Source organism: Streptomyces sp. NBC_01408 (assembly GCF_026340255.1).
In the GTDB taxonomy this organism is placed as follows: Bacteria; Actinomycetota; Actinomycetes; order Streptomycetales; family Streptomycetaceae; genus Streptomyces.
The window spans coordinates 4,349,626-4,365,801 of sequence record NZ_JAPEPJ010000001.1; the positions used below are offsets into that span (position 1 = coordinate 4,349,626).

Here is a 16,176-nt window from a genome sequence, read left to right on the forward strand (position 1 = left end):
CGCCGGCGTTTGAGGCGCGGGTCCGGGCGGAGCCCGGTGCCCGGCGGAGCCGGGTTCCTGGGGCTCTGCCCCAGACCCCGCGCCTCAAACGCCGGCGAGGCTGGAGTTGCCCCCCGGCGAGGCTGGAGTTGCCCCCCGGCGGGGCTGGAGTTGCCCCCGGCGGAGGCGGGATGGTCGGGCCTGGGCTGGAGGTGGCCCCGGTGGAGGCGGGGTGGTCGGGCCTGGGCTGGAAGTGGCCCCGGCGGAGCCGAGATGGTCCGGCCGAAGCTGGAACGGCTAGAAGCCGGGGCCGTCCGCGCGGTTGCCGGCGGTGGCCAGGCGACCCCACAGGAGGTCGGTGAGGCCGGCGACCAACTCCTCGCGGGAGCAAGGGCGTTCACCGAGCCACCAGTCGCCGGCCGCGTGCATCATGCCGACGATGCCGTGGCCCCAGACACGGGCGAGGCGTTCGCCGCCCGGGCCGAGGTCCACCCGTTCGCCGATCACCTGGGCCAGTTCCTCGCCGAGCCGGCGCAGCAGCGGCGCCGAGTGCTGGCCGACGTCGAAACCACGCTCGGTGGCCTGCGCGTCCTCGGCCGGGTGCATCAGGAAGCGGTAGACCTGCGGGCGGGCCTCGATGGCGGCGAGGTAGGTCTCGAGGGTGGCCTCCACGCGCTGCCGACGTTCGGCCGGGGCGTCGAGCGCCGCGCGCAGGGAGTCGAGCAGGGCGTCCGTGTGCCGGACGGCGAGCGCCTGGTAGAGACCGGCCTTGTCGCCGAAGTGCCGGTAGAGGATGGGCTTGGTGATGCCCGCCTCCGCCGCGATGGCGTTCATGGACGCCTTGGGTCCGTCCCTGAGTACGACCCGGTCGGCCGCTTCGAGCAGTTCCCGCCGCCGCCGTTCGGCCGCTCCCGGCTCGCCGGCCCGCTGCGTGATCTCCATGACCTGTTTCTCTCCCCGCCCTTGCGATGTGCGTGACGCCCACGCAACGTAACACCCCGCACACCCTGGCGATCGAATCGGCGGCCGCCTCCCGGGTGGTCCCGGCCCTGCTTGACAGTGCTTACTCGCTGGTAACAGACTGTGGCCGCCGTGGTGGTTACCGGTAGTAACATGCACTTGGACGAGCACAGACAGCTGGAGGGGACATGGCGGAGTTCACCATGGAGCTCAACGACGACCAGAAGCAGGTACGGGACTGGATCCACGGCTTCGCCGCCGATGTGATCCGGCCCGCGGCCGCGGAATGGGACGAGCGCGAAGAGACTCCCTGGCCCGTCATCCAGGAGGCCGCGAAGGTCGGCATCTACTCGCTGGACTTCTACGCCCAGCAGTTCTTCGACCCCACCGGCCTCGGCATCCCGATGGCCATGGAGGAGCTCTTCTGGGGCGACGCGGGCATCGCACTGTCGATCGTCGGCACCGGCCTCGCGGCCATCGGCGTCGTCGCCAACGGCACCGAGGAGCAGATCGGCACGTGGATCCCGCAGATGTACGGGACCCCGGACGACGTGAAGGTCGCCGCCTTCTGCTCCTCCGAGCCGGACGCGGGCTCCGACGTGGGCGCGATGCGCACCCGCGCCGTCTACGACCAGGCCAAGGACGAGTGGGTGCTGAACGGCACCAAGACCTGGGCGACCAACGGCGGCATAGCCAACGTCCACATCGTCGTGGCCGTCGTCGACCCGGAGCTGGGCAGCAAGGGGCACGCCTCCTTCATCGTGCCGCCGAACACGCCGGGCCTCGCCCAGGGGCAGAAGTTCAAGAAGCACGGCATCCGGGCCTCGCACACAGCCGAGGTGGTACTGGAGGACGTACGGGTCCCCGGCTCCTGCCTCCTCGGCGGCAAGGAGAAGCTGGACGAGCGGCTCGCCCGGGCCCGTGAGCGGGCGCGCAGCGGAGGCGCCGGCGAGCGGGTGAAGAACGCTGCCATGGCCACCTTCGAAGCCTCGCGGCCGGCGGTCGGCGCCATGGCCGTCGGCACCGCGCGCGCCGCGTACGAGGTGGCCCTCGACTACGCGAAGACCCGCACCCAGTTCGGCCGCCCGATCATCGACAACCAGGGCGTGGCCTTCCAGCTCGCCGACATGCGGACCCAGATCGACGCGGCCCGGCTGCTCGTGTGGCGGGCCTCCTGGATGGCGGTCGCGGGCCGGCCCTTCACCTCGGCGGAGGGCTCGATGTCGAAGCTCTTCGCGAGCGAGGTGGCCAAGAAGGTCACCGCCCAGGCGGTCCAGATCCTCGGCGGCAACGGCTTCACCCGCGAGTACCCGGTGGAGCGCATGCACCGCGACAGCGCCATTTACACCATCTTCGAGGGGACGAGCGAGATCCAGCGGCTGGTGATCGCGCGGACGATCTCCGACATGCCGATCCGCTAGGCGCTGTGCCCGGACGGACTCCCGCGCGGCCCCGCCGGGCAAACCCAGCCTCGCCGGCGTTTGAGGCGCGGGTCCGGGCAGAGCCCGGTGCCCGGCGGAGCCGGGTTCCTGGGGCTCCGCCCCAGACCCCGCGCCTCAAACGCCGGCGGGGCTGGGGAGGCGCGCTCGAACGCCGGCGGGGCTGGGGAGGCGGCTCAAGCGCCGGCGAGGCTGGAGTTGCCGGGCCCAGGCGGAAGCAGGCGGCGCAGGGCGCGGGTGAAGAGGGCGCGGCCGGCCGCCGTGACCAGGGGGTCCAGGAGGCGGGGGAGCGGGCGTACGCGCAGGGATTCGTGCCAGTGGACCTCGCTGCCCCCGGCGGGGTCCGGCCGGATCGCGATCTCCGCCCAGCCCGTCACCACCCGGCCGCGCTTCTCCAGTCGGACCAGTCCCGGCGCGCCCGCCGTCGTCGGGGCCTGCCAGACGACGACCTCCATCGGGTCGTCGAAGGTGATCCTGCCCACGCCCGTCCGCGCCGTGAAGACCGTTCCGACCCGGGTCGGGGGCGCCGTCCCGATGATCGTCCGGGTGAGGGGGACCTGCGCGCCGTGCCGTTCCCAGTCCGTCAGCCGCGACCACGCCTCGGCCGGCGGGAGGAACGTGCGGTGAACGATCCGGATAACGGGCATGAGCGCATGGTAATCGGGCATACACACCCTGAACTGGACCGCGAATATGGGTTCCGTCCAGGGGTGGCGATCAGCAATACTCACCGCCACCGTGGATCGCGGATTCGACCGGGTGACCACCGGCCCTCCCGCCCCACTCTGCGAGGAGGTGCGCCATGTGCTCCCACCAGCCCCCCTGCCCTACGGCCGACAGCGCCGACCATGATGCCGCCCGCACGGTGGCCTTCCACCCCGAACAGGGCTGGAGCCTGCTCTGCAACGGCGCCGTCGTCTTCGACGACACCGGTGAACTGCTCCCCGACGGCCGCGCGGTGGAACCCCGCCGCCCGGCCCTTGTCTGAGCGAGGAGGCAGCATGCGCCAGCAGCTGATCCGCAAGCCCGTCCCGAAGCCCGCCCCCCGAGACCTGGACCTGCGCACACCGTCGGGCAGACCCCTCCCGTACTGACGGGAGCCCAGGAGTTACCCGGTCCACCGGCTGCCGCTCAGCCGGTGGACGCTGCCGCGCCGCCCAGGAACGCCGCCTCGAAGGCGGCGTCGCCGATCGCCTCCCGGGCCTGGCGTTCGCCCTGGTCCCGCAGGGCCGTCAGTGAGGGCGAGCCCATCTGTGGCCTGCCCACCGTGCGCCACCAGGCGTGCCCCGTGCCCAGCAGGCGGGCCGCCAGTTCCCCGTCACCCAGCGCCGCCACCGCCGCCGCCAGCAGGTCCAGCCCCAGCGCGATGCCGAAGCGGTCGCCGAGCAGCCGTTTCCCGGAGAGCATCGCCCTTACGTGCCGGGCGGCCTCCCCGTGGTGGCCGAGGCCCAGCGCCGACACCGCCAGGATGTAGTCCGCGTACGCCCGCAGCCAGCGCTCGCCCAGCTCCGCGCAGGCCTCCCGCAGGGCCCGGGCCTCCTCGGCCGCCTCCTCGTAGCGCTGGAGGTCGCACAGGGCGTACCCGGTGGCCAGCCGGCACAGGAGCCAGCCGGGCGCGCTGGTCCGGCCGCCGTGGCCCGCCCGGGCCCGCGGACCGGCGAGTTCCAGGGCCCGTACGGGGTCCCCAGGCATGAGCACCGCCACGGCGTGCAGATAGGCCGCCCGCAGCTCCCGCTCGGGATCCGCCAGCCGGGCCGCCTCCCGGGTGCACTCCAGGCCCAGCTCCCGGGACGCGGCCAGGTCGCCCTGGAGCAGGGTCGTCAGCCCGAGCGCCCACAGCGCCTGGGTGTACGCGGCCCCGGTGTGCGGGGCGGCCCGCAGCGCCCGCTCGAGGAAGTTCCGGCCCTCGTGGACGTGCCCGCACGCGAACCAGAAGAACCACAGGGCCCCGGCCATTTCCAGCGCGGCCGTCGGGTCGGAGCCCAGCAGGTGCTCCAGGGCCGTACGCAGCTGCGGGTGCTCGGCGGTCGTCCTGCGGTACCAGTCCACCTGGGCCGGGCCAAGCCAGCCGCGGTCGGCGGCCTGGCAGAGGGCCGCGTACCAGTGGGCGTGGCGGTCGGCGGTGATCCGGACCTCGCCGAGCTCCTCCAGCCAGTCGTGCCCGTACTCGCGGATCGTGTCGAGCATCCGGTAACGGGTCCCGGCGCCCCGCTCGTCGGTGCACCGGACCACCGACTTGGCGACCAGGCCCGCCAGGACCCGCTCCACCCGCGAGGCGGGCAGCGGCCCGCCGGCGCACACGGCGCGGGCCGCGGCGACGTCGAAGTCCCCGGTGAAGACGGAGAGCCGGGCCCACAGCAGGCGTTCCACCGGCTCGCACAGTTCGTGGCTCCAGCCGATCGTGGTCCGCATCGTCTGGTGCCGGGGCGGCAGCGCGGCCGGGGCGCCGGACAGCACGTCCAGGCGCGTGCCGAGCCGCTCGGCCATCTGCTCCAGGGTCCACAACCGCAGCCGGGCGCCGGCGAGTTCCAGCGCGAGCGGGATCCCGTCCAGGCGGCGGCACACCTCGACCGCGACGGCGGACCGCTCGGGGTCCTCGAAGGCGGCCGCAGCCCGGGCGGTCGCGGAGAGGGCGCGGGCCCGGAAGAGGACGAGGGCGTCGCTGTCGGGCCCCTCGCAGGGCAGCGGGCGGACTTCGACGAGGGTCTCGCCGGGGGAGCCGAGCGGCTCCCGGGAGGTGATCAGCACCGTCAAGCCAGGTGCGGACTGGAGGAGTTCGCCCACGAGGTGCCGGCAGTCGGCCACCAGGTGCTCGCAGGTGTCGAGGACGAGGAGGAGTTCCTTGTCGGCCATCCAGGCGCACAGCTCCTCGTCGAGGGGGCGCGCGGAGTGGTCGGCGAGGCCCACGGCGTGGGCGACCGTGGTGGTGAGCAGGCTGGGGTCGCGCAGCGGTGACAGCTCCACCCACCAGACGCCGTCGGGCCGCGCCTGGCGGGCGTCGGTGACGGCGCGCAGGGCGAGGCGGGACTTGCCCACACCGCCCACCCCGGTGAGGGTGACCAGTCTTCGCTCCCGCAACAGGTCGTGGATCAAGCCGAGTTCGTTCTCCCGGCCGACGAAGCTCGCCGATTCCGGCGGCAGGTTTCCCGGCACGGCGCCAGAGTCTGGCGCAGCGCCGCCGCCCGCGGATCCTGCCTGATTGTTGTTGACCGAGTACTCACCGAACACGGATGTATTGTGCGTGACCTTCGTTCACGGCAGTGCCGATCCGGCCAGAACCTCAGCCATGTTTCACGCTACGAGAACGATCCGCCGTTCCGCCGAGAAGGCGCCCCAGTTGCCGTCGGGCAGCCGGGCCCGCAGTTTCACGGCCCACACCGTACCGGCCGGCTCGGTCACCGTCAGCCGGTGTTCGGCCTTGCCGCTCGGGATGGCGCCGGCACCGAACTGGATGACGGTCGTGGGCTGTTCGTTGACGTAGAGCTGGTACTCGCTGGTCTCCCGTCCGGTGTCGGGGGCCGTCCAGGTCAGTGTGACCGCGCCCGTCGACGCGACCGCGGTGAAATCGGCGGGCGCGGTGCCGGGCCCCTCGCCGGAGGCGGGCGGGGTCGTCACGTCCACCGCGGGACCGTCGGGGGAGGAGTTGTCCGCCCCGTCCCGGGCCCGGACGGTGAAGGTGTAGACGGTGTCCGGCTGGAGGCCGGTGAGGGCGGTGCCGCTCTCACCGGGGCCGGCGGTGTGGATCCGGACGCCGCCCTGGTAGACGTCGTACGCCGTCACGCCGGTGTCGTCCGTCGCCATGGACCAGGACACCCGGGCGGCGCGGGGCCCGGTCGCGCGGCCCGTGGTGGCCGCCGGGGCGGTGGGCGCCGCGCGGTCCTCGGCCTTGGCCGCAGGGGTGGTCACCTGGGCGGCCACCGTCTCCGGGGACAGGTTCCCGGCGGCGTCCTCGGCCCGGACGGCGAAGGCGTAACCGGTCTGCGGGGTGAGCCCGGTGACGTCCGTCATGGTCTTCTCGGCGGGGAGCTCGCGGACCAGCCGGCCGGCCTGGAAGACCTGGTAGCCGGTCACCCCGTCGCCGGCCGCCGCAGCCTCCCACATGACGTGCACGGTGGTGGCGCTGCCGGCCTGCGCGGTGAGCCCGGTCGGAGCGGGCGGGGGGTCGGTGTCGGCCGCGGTACACCCGGCCGACACGGCCAGGCCGCAGAGGGCCAGGCAGAGGGCGAGCGTGGGGGTGGTGCGTCGCACGGGGGTGCCTTCCTCCGCGTCCTCGTAAAGGTCTAGACATATATGGCATGCGGACCGGAGGCGCGGCAAGACCCGTGCGCCTCCGGTCTGCCGGTCGGAAGTGGCCGCCGATGTGACCTGGTTCGTCTTCTTCTGTTCCCGTCTGGCATTATTGCGATCTCTTTGCAATAGCGGATGATCGCAAACAGGGATGTGCACAGCATGACGGCCCGGACAGTACGGGGAGTGGCCGGCGCGACGCTGGCCGCCGCACTCATCACGGGCGTGGCGGCCTGCTCGAACCCCTCCGGGGGTACCGCGGCGGGCACCGCGGGAGGGTCCGCCGCCGTGGTCGGCATCGCCACCGAGCCGGAGAGCCTCAGCCCGCTGCTCGGCTACGGCAAGGACGGCAACTCCAAGATCTTCGACGGGCTGCTCACGCACGACGCGGACATGAGGCTGCGGCCCGCGCTGGCCCAGGCCCTGCCCGAGGTCTCCGCGGACGGACGCACCTACACCTACGCGCTGCGCCAGGGCGTGAAGTTCAGCGACGGGGAGCCCTTCTCCGCCAAGGACGTCGTCTTCACCTACCGGACGATCCTCGACCCGAAGACGAACAACGCGTCGAAGACCGAGCTGGACGCCATCGAGTCCGTCGAGGCACGGGGCGAGGACACGGTCGTCTTCACGCTGAAGTACCCCTACGCGCCCTTCGCCGAGCGCACGGTGCTGCCGATCGCCCCCGAGCACGTGGCGGGCCGGCAGGACGTCAACAGCGGGGACTTCGCCACACGGCCCGTCGGCACCGGCCCCTACCTGCTCACCGGCTGGTCCAAGGGCGAGAAGCTCAGCTTCAAGGCCAACCCCGGGTACTGGGGCGGCGAACCCGCCGTGAAGAAGTTCACCATGGCCGTCATCAAGGACGACGACGTACGCGTCACCCGGCTGCGCTCCGGTGAGCTGGACGCGGCGATCCTGCCGCCCAACCTCGCCAAGGGCTTCGAGAAGGACAGGACGCGCACGACCTACGCGGCCAAGACCTTCGACTACCGCAACGTGACCCTGTCGACACAGCACAAGGTCACCGGTGACGTGGCCGTCCGCCAGGCGCTGGACATCGCCGTGGACCGGGGCGCCATGGTCGACAAGCTCCTCGAGGGCGCGGGCAAGCCCGCGTACGGCCCGGTGCCCACCGGCAGCCCGTGGTTCACGGCCGGCACCGAGCGCGCGTACGACCTGGACAGGGCGCGGCGGATCCTCGACGACGCGGGCTGGAAGGCGGGCGAGGACGGCATCCGCGTCAAGGACGGGGTCCGCGCCTCCTTCCCGCTCTGGTACACCTCCGGCGACAAGATCCGCCAGGACCACGCGCTCGCCTTCGCCTCCGATGCCAAGAAGGCCGGCATCGAGGTCAGGACCGAGGCCGGGACCTGGGAGGTCATCGAGCCCCGGATGAAGACCGAGGCGGTCCTCGCGGGCGGCGGCTCCCCGGCCGACCCGGACTTCGACCAGTACCAGCTGCTGACCTCCTCGCTCGCGGGCGACGGCTTCAACAACATGGCCTGGTACGACAACGCGACTGTGGACCGGGCCCTCGGCGACGCCCGCAGGAGCGGCGACCCGGCCGCGCGCAAGGCGGCGTACGACACCGTGCAGCGCGAGCTCGTGAAGAACCCGGGCTACGTCTTCCTCACCCACATCGACCACCTGTACGTCGTGAACGACAAGTGGGAGGGGCTCACCACCCAGGTCGAGCCGCACGACCACGGCCTGGGCTCCGGCCCGTGGTGGAACGTCGAGAGCTGGAAGCCGAAGCAGAAGTGAGCCGAGCCAGGGCCTGTCTTTCGGGTCGGGCCGGATCAACCACCGGACACCGCGGGCCCGGCCTGACCCGAAAGGCAGGCCCTGAGTGACCTCCCGCTCCGGCCGCCTCCCCTGGGCGCCGATGGCGCGCATGGCGGGGCGGCGGACCCTCTTCGCCGCCCCCGTCCTGCTCGCCGTCACCTTCGGGGTCTTCGCCGTCGCCGCGCTGGCCCCCTTCGACCCCGTCAAGGCGTACGCCGGCACCGCGGGCCTCACCGCCTCCCAGGACCGCCTCGACGAGCTGCGGGCCAACCTCGGCGTGGACCAGCCGCTGGTCACACGCTGGTGGGACTGGCTCACCTCGGCGCTCACCGGCGACCTCGGCACCTCCTCCGTGATGCGGCAGCCGGTGGCCGACGTCATCGCCGAACGGGTCGGCTGGTCCGCGCTGCTCGCCGCCTGCGCCTTCACCGTGGCGGTGCTCGCGGGCACGGCGCTCGGAGTGCTGGCCGCGCGCCGGCCGGGCGGTGCGCTGGACCGGGCCGTGTCCGGGCTCGCGTACACCCTGGAAGCGGCCCCGGCCTTCTGGCTGGGCCTGCTGGCCATCTGGTTCTTCTCGGTACGGCTGGGGGCCCTGCCCTCCGGGGGGCTGACGGACGCGGGCAGCGACGTGGTCACCCTCGGGCAGGTCGCCACGCACCTGGTCCTTCCCGCGCTGGTGCTGGGCGCCTCGCAACTCCCGTGGTTCTTCCTGTACGTCCGCCAGGGCGTGGCCGACGCGCTGGCGGAGGACCCCGTACGCGGGGCCCGCGCGCGGGGTCTGGCGGAGCGGACCGTGCTGCTCGGGCACGGGCTCCGCTCCGGCATGCTGCCGATGCTGACCCTGGTCGGCTCGCGGGTCCCGGAACTGATCACCGGCGCGCTGCTGGTGGAGACCGTCTTCAGCTGGCCGGGCATCGCCGCGGCGACCGTACAGGCGGCGACCTCGGTGGACTTCCCGCTGCTGGCGGCCCTGACCGTGCTGGCCACGGCGGCCGTGCTGGCGGGGAACCTGCTGTCCGACCTGCTCTACGGGCTGGCCGATCCGAGGGTGGGCTTCGATGGCTGAGCCGACGGCCGGCCGGGTGTGGAAGTCTGCGGGCACCACCCGGCGTTCGACGCGGAAGCTGCGCGTGCGGGCCTCGGCGGTGACCGTCGCGCTGGTCGTGGCGGCGGTGCTGGTGGTCCCGCCGCTCGTGCGGCTGGACCAGCAGGCGGTCGACTTGTCGGCAAAGCTCCTTCCACCGTCCTGGGCCCATCCCTTCGGGACGGACGACGTCGGGCGCGACCTGCTGCTGAGGTGCGTCTACGGGCTGCGGGTCTCGCTGGGCATCGGCCTGGTGGCGGCGCTGGCCGCCACCGTGATCGGCACCGCCGTGGGCGCGGCGGCCGGTGCGCTGGGCGGCTGGACGGACCGCCTGGTGATGCGGTTGGTGGACGCGCTGTCCTCGATCCCGCACCTGCTGCTGGGCATCTTCATCGTGGCGATGTTCCGCCCGGGGGTGTGGCCGGTGGTCGCCTCCGTCGCCGCGACCCACTGGCTGTCGACGGCTCGCATCGTCCGCGCGGAGGTTCTGTCCCTGCGGGGCCGGCCCTACGTGGACGCGGCGGTCTCGGGCGGCGCCTCACGGTGGCGGATCGCCGTACGGCACCTGGTGCCGGGCGTCCTCCCGCAGGCGGGCCTGGCCGCCGTGCTGATGGTCCCGCACGCGATGTGGCACGAGTCCGCGCTGTCCTTCCTGGGGCTGGGACTCCCGGCCCACCAGGCCAGCCTCGGCGGGCTCGTCCAGAGCGCCCGGGGTTCCCTGCTGGCCGGCGACTGGTGGCCCACGCTCTTCCCCGGCCTCCTGCTGATCGTCCCGACCCTGGCCATCGCGGGCCTCGCGGGCGCCTGGCGCGACCGCCTCAACCCCCGCCGCCGCTCGGAGCTGACCCTGTGAACCACCCCCACCCCACCGGGCCCTCGGCGACCCCAGGGCCTGCCGCGCCTGAGCCCGCCGCGCCCCCGGCGTCCGCCGAGCCTGCGGCGCCTGAGCCCGCCGTGCCACCAGCGTCCGCCGGGCCTGCCGCGTCCGGGTCCGCCGCGACCCCGGGGCCTGCCGCGCCCTTCGGGCCTGCCGCGTCCGCCCCGACCTCGGGGCTTGCGGTGCCCGCCGTGCCTGCCGCTGCCGCGCCCGCCGCCCCCGCCGGGGTGGCCACGGCCCCGACCCCCGCCGCGCCTACCGCGCCCGCAGCATCCGCGTCCGCCCCGACCCCGGGGCTTGCCGCGCCTGCCGCGTCCGGGTCCGCCGCGCCCCGGGGGCCTGCCGGGCCCTCCGCGCCCCCGGGGCCTGCGGTGCCCGCCGCCCCCGCCGCCCCCGCCGGGGTCGCCACGGCCCCAGCGCCCGCCGCATCCGCCCCGATTCCGGGGCCCTCCGCCTCCGCCGCGCCTGCCGCGTTTGCCCCGACCCCGGGGCCCGTCGCCTCCGTCACGTCCGCCCCGACCCCGGGGCTTGCTGTGCCCGCCGCCCCCGCCGGGCCCTCCGCGTCCGCCGTGGCGGATGTGCTCGTCGTCGAGGGGCTCTCCGTGCGCTTCCGCATGCCCGCGGGGCGGTACGTCGAGGCCGTCAGCGACGCCGGCTTCCGGCTCGGCCCCGGGGAGTGCCTGGCCCTCGTCGGGGAGAGCGGCTGCGGCAAGTCCGTGCTCGCCTCCGCCCTGCTCGGCCTGCTCCCGGGCAACGCCGAGACCGCGGGGTCGGCCCGCCTCGCCGACGGCCTCGACCTGCTCGCCGCCGACGAGCGGACCCTCGCCGAGACGGTACGGGGCCGCCGCGTCGGCCTGGTCCCGCAGAGCCCGGCGGCGCACCTCACCCCGGTCCGCACGGTCCGGGCCCACCTGGAGGAGGCCGTCCGGGAACTGGGCCCAAGCGAGCCGGCCGGCTCCACAGGCCGGGCCGGAGCGGCGGACGCGCCCCCGGACCACCCGGAACCGAAGACCCCGCCGGGGTCCCCACGGCGGCACCCGCGCACCGCCGCCAGGCTGCGCGGGGCTGCGCAGGGGGCTGCCGTCGGGGCCGAGATGGCGCCGGGGTCCCCGCGCCCGAGCACCGCCGCCGTCGGGCTGCGCCGGGCGGCACTGGAGGCGGCCGTTGGGGCCGGGATCGCGGCCGGGTCCCCGCGCCTGAGCACCACCGCCGCCGGCCGGCTGCGCGCGGCCGCGCAGGCGGCGGCCGCCCGCGCCGGGACCCGGCTGTGGTTCCCGCGCCCGCGCACCGCCGCCGGGCTGCGCGGGGCGGTGCTGGAGGCGGCCGTCCCGGCCGAGAACCCGCCGGGGTCCCGGCGCCCGCGTACCGCCGCCGCCCGGCTGCGCGCAGCGGCACAGGCGGCGGCCGCCCGCACGGCCTTCCCCGCCACCCACCTCGACCGCTACCCGCACGAACTCTCCGGCGGCCTCGCCCAGCGCGCCGCCACCGCCCTCGCCCTCGTCGGCGACGCGCCGCTGCTGCTCGCGGACGAGCCGACCACGGGCCTCGACCGGGACCTCGTACACCGCACCGCCGACGAGCTGCGCGCCCACACCCGGGACGCCGGCCGGGCGCTGCTGATGATCACGCACGACCTCGCCGCGGCGGAGCGCATCGCCGACACCGTCGCCGTCATGTACGCCGGACGGATCGTCGAACTGGCCCCGGCCCGGGCCTTCTTCGGCTCGCCCGGTCCCCGCCACCCCTACACCCGCGGGCTCCTCGAAGCCCTCCCCGAACGCGCCTTCACCCCCATCCCCGGCGCCCCGCCCGAACTCGGCGCCCTCCCGCCCGGCTGCGCCTTCGCCCCCCGCTGCGACCGCGCCGACGCGCTCTGCCGCGCCGAGCGGCCCGTGCTCACCGAAGGGCCGGCCTGCCACCATGCTTGAGCTCAAGGACATCACCGCCGGGTACGACCGCCGCGAGCCCGTCGTGCGCGGCGCGCACCTCACCCTGCGCCCCGGCGCGTCCCTCGGCCTGCTGGGCCCCAGCGGCTGCGGGAAGTCGACCCTCGCCCGGGTCGCCGCCCTGCTGCACCGTCCCGACCGGGGGAGCGTGACCCTGGACGGCCACGCCGTGACCGGCTTCCGCCACCGCGCCCCGCGCGCCCTGCGCACCGCGGTCGGCGTCGTCTTCCAGCAGCCGCGGCTGTCCGCCGACCCCCGGCTGCGGCTGTACGACCTCGTCGCCGAACCGCTGCGCGCGACGGGCCGTCGCAAGGAAGTGGAGGCGGCCGTCGGAGAGTTGGCCGAGCGTGTCGGCCTCGGCGCGGATCTGCTCACCCGCCGCCCCCACGAGGTCAGCGACGGCCAGCTCCAGCGCGCCTGCCTGGCCCGCGCCCTGGTGCTGCGTCCGCGCTGGCTGGTCTGCGACGAGATGACCGCGATGCTGGACGCCTCCACCACTGCCGCCCTGGTGGGGGTGGTCGAGGAGTACCGGGCCGAGTCGGGCGCCGGGCTCCTCGCGGTCGGGCACGATCCGGTGCTGCTCGCGCGCTGGTGCGACCGTACGACCCGCTGGGACGAGATCGTCAAGGACTGACCACCCGTCACGGACGGTCAACACCCGTACGGCGGACACGTCTTTCGCCCGAAGGCACCCCCTCCTGCGCCACCATGGCGCCGAGTAAGGAGGTTTCCGATGGTGCTTTCCCTCTCCGTGGTCGTCCTGCTCCTCGTCCTCGCGTGGATCTTCGTGCGCAGCGGCGGGCTCAAGTTCTCGCACGCCCTCGTCTGCGTGCTGCTCGGCTTCTACCTCGCGAGCAGCAGCATGGCCGCGACCATCCACAACGGCCTGGCCGCCACCGCGAACGTGGTGTCCAGCCTCAAACCGTAGGGCGACTGTTGCGCGCTCGTGAATCATCCGGCACTTCCATGGACTCTTCGGACACCGCGATCTAGCGTCGGGCGGCGGCGCGATGTCAGACGCATTGTCAACAACACGAAGAGGAACGGAGGAAGTCCGCATGCTCCGAAGAACGCTGAACTGCGCCGTGGTCCCGGTGCTCGCAGCCTTCACGGTGCTGTACGGGATCTCCCCGGCGCAGGCCGAGGAGATACCCAAGGCGCCAGGCCACCGGCTGGTCAGCCATTACGACGGCAGCCCCGCCACCGCCGCTCCGCTGCCCGGCGAAGCCCCGCCGCAGCACCCCTTCCTCGCGCCCAACGGCCGCAGCGGCATGCACTCCGACGCGGCCGGGAGCGCCACCTCGCCCTGGTCCGGGCCGCTCGGCAGGAACCCGCAGGTGACCAGCGAGAAGATCGCCGCCCTCGGCGGCGAATGCGCCACCGCCACCTTCGACTCGGGCGGCCGGATCGTCACCGTCTGCGGCACCTTCTCCGGCTTCAAGGTCAAGCTCCTGGAGCCCCGTACGCTCGCCACGCTCGCGGAGTACCAGCTCCCGCAGCGTTCTTCGACGGTCGAGGCGATCACCTCGCTCGACTTCGCGAAGATCTTCAAGGACACCTCGGGCGGCGCCTACTTCTACCTGGACGACCAGGACCGGGCCGTGCTGGCCGACTCCCGCCAGCACATCCTGCGCCTGTCCCACGGCCAGGGCCCGGACGGCAGCTGGAAGTTCACCGTCGACGACGACTGGGACCTCACCGGCCAGGTCCCGCACGACTGCGTCAGCTGGACCAACCTGCGGCCCAGCGGTACCTGCGATCCCGTCACCTCCGTGATGCCCGACTGGAACGGCCGCATCTGGTGGGTCACCCGCCAGGGTCGGGTGGGCACCGTGGACCCGGCGACCTCGCTGATCCGCTCCGTCCAGCTGCGGGGCGAGGAGATCCAGAACTCCTTCTCGGTCGCCGAGGACGGCGTCTCCATCGTCACCGACCACGCCCTCTACAGCTTCCGCGCCGGCGCAGACGGCACCCCCGAGGTGCAGTGGCGCCAGACGTACGACCGCGGCACCGCCGCCAAACCCGGTTCCGTGAACCAGGGTTCGGGCACCACCCCGGACCTCTTCGGCAACGGCTACGTCGCCATCACCGACAACGCCGACGACCGGATGAACGTCCTGGTCTACAAGCGGGGCGTGGACGTCCCCGCCGACCAGCGGCTGGTCTGCAAGGTCCCCGTCTTCGGATCCGGCGCCTCGACCACCGACAACTCCCTGATCACCTGGGGAAACAGCATCGTCGTCGAGAACAACTACGGGTACGAGAACCCGACCACCCTGCTGCTGGGCAGATCCGTCGTCGGCGGGGCCAGCCGCATCGACGTCCGCGCCGACGGCAGCGGCTGCGACACCGTGTGGGAGAGCGGGATCCGCTCGCCATCGACCGTGCCCAAGCTCTCCACCGCCAACGGGCTGCTCTACTTCTACGAGAAGGAGCCCAACGCCTGGGGCATCGACGCCTGGTACCTCACCGCGGTGGACTTCCGCACCGGCGAGCGGCGCTGGCGCCGGCTGACCGGCACCGGCCCGCTGTACGACAACAACTGGGCCCCGATCACCCTCGGCCCGGACGGCACCGCGTACATCGGCGTCTTCAACGGCATCGTCGCGGTCCGCGACGGCGGCTGATCACCGCCGTATCCCCTGCACGCACCTGTGTCCGGCCGGCACGCGACCCGTGCCGGCCGGACCGGGGGCGGACCAGGGCCGGACCAGGGCGGGACCGGGCCTACACCGTGCCCCGGGCCTGCTCCAGGCGGCGCAGTACCCGCAGTTCCGCCGCCTCGACGTCCAGCCGGGCGGCCGGGTCGCCGCCGCGCCCGCGGACGGCGGCCCGTACCAACGCCAGGTAGAAGAGAGCGGGCGCGCACGGGGACCAGGCCTCGGCGGGCTTGTCCAGCATGAAGGACAGCACCGCATCGGGATCGGCGGGTACGAAGGCGTACTCGTCGTGCTCCCACTTGTCCTCGACGCCCCGGCTCCAGCGGCGGCGCAGCGCCTCCTCGTCCAGGTCCTGGAGTTCGGCGCTGAAGAAGGCCGCCCACTGGTTGTTGCGCAGGTCCAGCCCGAAGCCGAGCAGCTCCAGGTCCACGGGGTCGGTCTCCTGGACCGCCAGCTCCTCGCGCAGGGCGCGGCGGGCCACGGCGTGCAGGCTGATCCGGCCGTCGGGCGCCAGGTCGTGGATGGCCGCCAGTCCCTCGTTCGCCGAGGAGTTCCAGCGCGACCGGTTGGGACCGACGACCTTGGAGCTGCGGTGCGAGAACAGCACCTTGCCGTCCGGGCCGGTGCGCACGGCGACGTTCACGCCGAAGCTGCAGAACATGTACGGCGGCGCGTCGACCGGGTCCTGGCTCTCCAGGTATTGCTCGCGCAGCGTCAGCCCGTTCTTCTGGGCGCGGTCCAGGTTGATGGACGTGGTGAGGAAGTCGTAGTAGTCCGCGTCGCGCAGGGTGAGCGTGGCGACCGGCGCCTCCTGGTTGTCCGTACGCGTCACGACCAGCCGGTCCACGGCGAAGCGGGGGTTGTTCCAGCGGTGCGGCAGGCCCGCCGCCTCCTTGCGCCGCTCCTCGTCCTCGATGGCCCGCCGCCAGCCCGCGATCTCCTCGGGGAACTCCACCCGCTCCGGAACGTGGTGGACGCGGACGTTCTCCTCGCTGATCGGACGCGTCCCGTCCCCCTCGAAGACATGGCAGTCGGTCTGCCGGCCGGCCAGACTGAACCTGTCGCGCTGCGCCATCAAAGTCCCTTCACGCATGGGTAGTTGATGAGAGTATGACCCAGGCTGAGGATCTCGGGGGAGGGGCCTGGGTGGGGGTGGGGG

The 16,176-nt window shown here is 73.7% G+C and carries 14 protein-coding genes and 1 pseudogene; 10 read left to right on the forward strand and 5 right to left on the reverse strand.

Translation table 11 applies throughout. From position 1 onward, the window contains the following. Positions 1–276: 276 nt before the first annotated feature. The gene (locus OG447_RS19875; protein ID WP_266938157.1) at positions 277–921 is read right to left on the reverse strand and encodes a TetR family transcriptional regulator; all 645 of its coding nucleotides are present in this window, start codon (positions 919–921) and stop codon (positions 277–279) included. Between the two features lie 206 nt (positions 922–1,127). On the opposite strand from OG447_RS19875, the gene OG447_RS19880 reads away from it, so the two are divergent. Beyond that, on the forward strand, positions 1,128–2,360 hold the full coding sequence (locus OG447_RS19880; RefSeq protein WP_266938158.1) for an acyl-CoA dehydrogenase family protein: 1,233 nt from the start codon (positions 1,128–1,130) through the stop codon (positions 2,358–2,360). 194 nt (positions 2,361–2,554) lie between these two features. Here the strand turns inward: OG447_RS19880 and OG447_RS19885 are convergent, their stop codons facing one another. Next, complete coding sequence (locus OG447_RS19885) at positions 2,555–3,025, reverse strand: SRPBCC family protein (protein ID WP_266938159.1); 471 nt, start codon at positions 3,023–3,025, stop codon at positions 2,555–2,557. A gap of 155 nt (positions 3,026–3,180) precedes the next feature. Here OG447_RS19885 and OG447_RS19890 point away from each other — a divergent pair, with 155 nt between their 5' ends. Then, complete coding sequence (locus tag OG447_RS19890; RefSeq protein WP_031142052.1) at positions 3,181–3,366, forward strand: DUF5999 family protein; 186 nt, start codon at positions 3,181–3,183, stop codon at positions 3,364–3,366. Between the two features lie 143 nt (positions 3,367–3,509). Here the strand turns inward: OG447_RS19890 and OG447_RS19895 are convergent, their stop codons facing one another. Both OG447_RS19895 and OG447_RS19900 read right to left on the reverse strand, forming a co-directional pair. Next, a complete protein-coding gene (locus tag OG447_RS19895; protein ID WP_266938160.1) occupies positions 3,510–5,531 on the reverse strand; it encodes an NB-ARC domain-containing protein in 2,022 nt (673 codons plus the stop codon). A gap of 138 nt (positions 5,532–5,669) precedes the next feature. Then, positions 5,670–6,626 (reverse strand): fibronectin type III domain-containing protein, encoded by a 957-nt coding sequence (locus OG447_RS19900; RefSeq protein ID WP_266938161.1) that lies wholly within the window; start codon positions 6,624–6,626, stop codon positions 5,670–5,672. Between the two features lie 201 nt (positions 6,627–6,827). Here OG447_RS19900 and OG447_RS19905 point away from each other — a divergent pair, with 201 nt between their 5' ends. The 8 genes and pseudogenes from OG447_RS19905 to OG447_RS19940 all read left to right on the forward strand — a co-directional run bounded on the left by OG447_RS19905 (position 6,828) and on the right by OG447_RS19940 (position 14,984). After that, the gene (locus OG447_RS19905; RefSeq protein WP_266938162.1) at positions 6,828–8,429 is read left to right on the forward strand and encodes an ABC transporter substrate-binding protein; all 1,602 of its coding nucleotides are present in this window, start codon (positions 6,828–6,830) and stop codon (positions 8,427–8,429) included. Between the two features lie 121 nt (positions 8,430–8,550). Then, positions 8,551–9,516: an ABC transporter permease gene (locus tag OG447_RS19910; RefSeq protein WP_266938952.1), complete on the forward strand. Its 966-nt coding sequence runs from the start codon at positions 8,551–8,553 to the stop codon at positions 9,514–9,516. Beyond that, on the forward strand, positions 9,509–10,387 hold the full coding sequence (locus OG447_RS19915; RefSeq protein ID WP_266938163.1) for an ABC transporter permease: 879 nt from the start codon (positions 9,509–9,511) through the stop codon (positions 10,385–10,387). The genes OG447_RS19910 and OG447_RS19915 overlap by 8 nt, the downstream gene beginning before the upstream one ends. Before the next feature lie 638 nt (positions 10,388–11,025). Further along, positions 11,026–11,310, forward strand: a pseudogene (locus OG447_RS19920) (ATP-binding cassette domain-containing protein); the annotation flags it as partial. Positions 11,311–11,466: 156 nt separating this feature from the next. After that, positions 11,467–12,339 (forward strand): oligopeptide/dipeptide ABC transporter ATP-binding protein, encoded by an 873-nt coding sequence (locus OG447_RS19925; RefSeq protein WP_266938953.1) that lies wholly within the window; start codon positions 11,467–11,469, stop codon positions 12,337–12,339. Next, positions 12,332–12,991 carry an ABC transporter ATP-binding protein gene (locus tag OG447_RS19930; RefSeq protein ID WP_266938164.1) on the forward strand — a complete coding sequence of 220 codons (660 nt, stop codon included), beginning with the start codon at positions 12,332–12,334 and terminating at the stop codon, positions 12,989–12,991. The genes OG447_RS19925 and OG447_RS19930 overlap by 8 nt, the downstream gene beginning before the upstream one ends. A 99-nt stretch (positions 12,992–13,090) precedes the next feature. After that, positions 13,091–13,285: a hypothetical protein gene (locus OG447_RS19935; protein WP_266938165.1), complete on the forward strand. Its 195-nt coding sequence runs from the start codon at positions 13,091–13,093 to the stop codon at positions 13,283–13,285. A 130-nt stretch (positions 13,286–13,415) separates the two neighbouring features. Next, a complete protein-coding gene (locus tag OG447_RS19940; RefSeq protein WP_266938166.1) occupies positions 13,416–14,984 on the forward strand; it encodes a hypothetical protein in 1,569 nt (522 codons plus the stop codon). Positions 14,985–15,084: 100 nt separating this feature from the next. On the opposite strand, the gene OG447_RS19945 is transcribed toward OG447_RS19940, so the two are convergent. After that, positions 15,085–16,092 (reverse strand): translation initiation factor 2, encoded by a 1,008-nt coding sequence (locus OG447_RS19945; RefSeq protein ID WP_323181793.1) that lies wholly within the window; start codon positions 16,090–16,092, stop codon positions 15,085–15,087. Positions 16,093–16,176 lie beyond the last annotated feature (84 nt).

Coding starts and splice junctions, on each gene's coding strand:
- OG447_RS19875 (WP_266938157.1), bottom strand. CDS start 921: ATGGAGATCACGCAGCGGGCCGGCGAGCCGGGAGCGGCCGAACGGCGG.
- OG447_RS19880 (WP_266938158.1), top strand. CDS start 1,128: ATGGCGGAGTTCACCATGGAGCTCAACGACGACCAGAAGCAGGTACGG.
- OG447_RS19885 (WP_266938159.1), bottom strand. CDS start 3,025: ATGCCCGTTATCCGGATCGTTCACCGCACGTTCCTCCCGCCGGCCGAG.
- OG447_RS19890 (WP_031142052.1), top strand. CDS start 3,181: ATGTGCTCCCACCAGCCCCCCTGCCCTACGGCCGACAGCGCCGACCAT.
- OG447_RS19905 (WP_266938162.1), top strand. CDS start 6,828: ATGACGGCCCGGACAGTACGGGGAGTGGCCGGCGCGACGCTGGCCGCC.
- OG447_RS19910 (WP_266938952.1), top strand. CDS start 8,551: ATGGCGCGCATGGCGGGGCGGCGGACCCTCTTCGCCGCCCCCGTCCTG.
- OG447_RS19915 (WP_266938163.1), top strand. CDS start 9,509: ATGGCTGAGCCGACGGCCGGCCGGGTGTGGAAGTCTGCGGGCACCACC.
- OG447_RS19930 (WP_266938164.1), top strand. CDS start 12,332: ATGCTTGAGCTCAAGGACATCACCGCCGGGTACGACCGCCGCGAGCCC.
- OG447_RS19935 (WP_266938165.1), top strand. CDS start 13,091: ATGGTGCTTTCCCTCTCCGTGGTCGTCCTGCTCCTCGTCCTCGCGTGG.
- OG447_RS19940 (WP_266938166.1), top strand. CDS start 13,416: ATGCTCCGAAGAACGCTGAACTGCGCCGTGGTCCCGGTGCTCGCAGCC.
- OG447_RS19945 (WP_323181793.1), bottom strand. CDS start 16,092: ATGGCGCAGCGCGACAGGTTCAGTCTGGCCGGCCGGCAGACCGACTGC.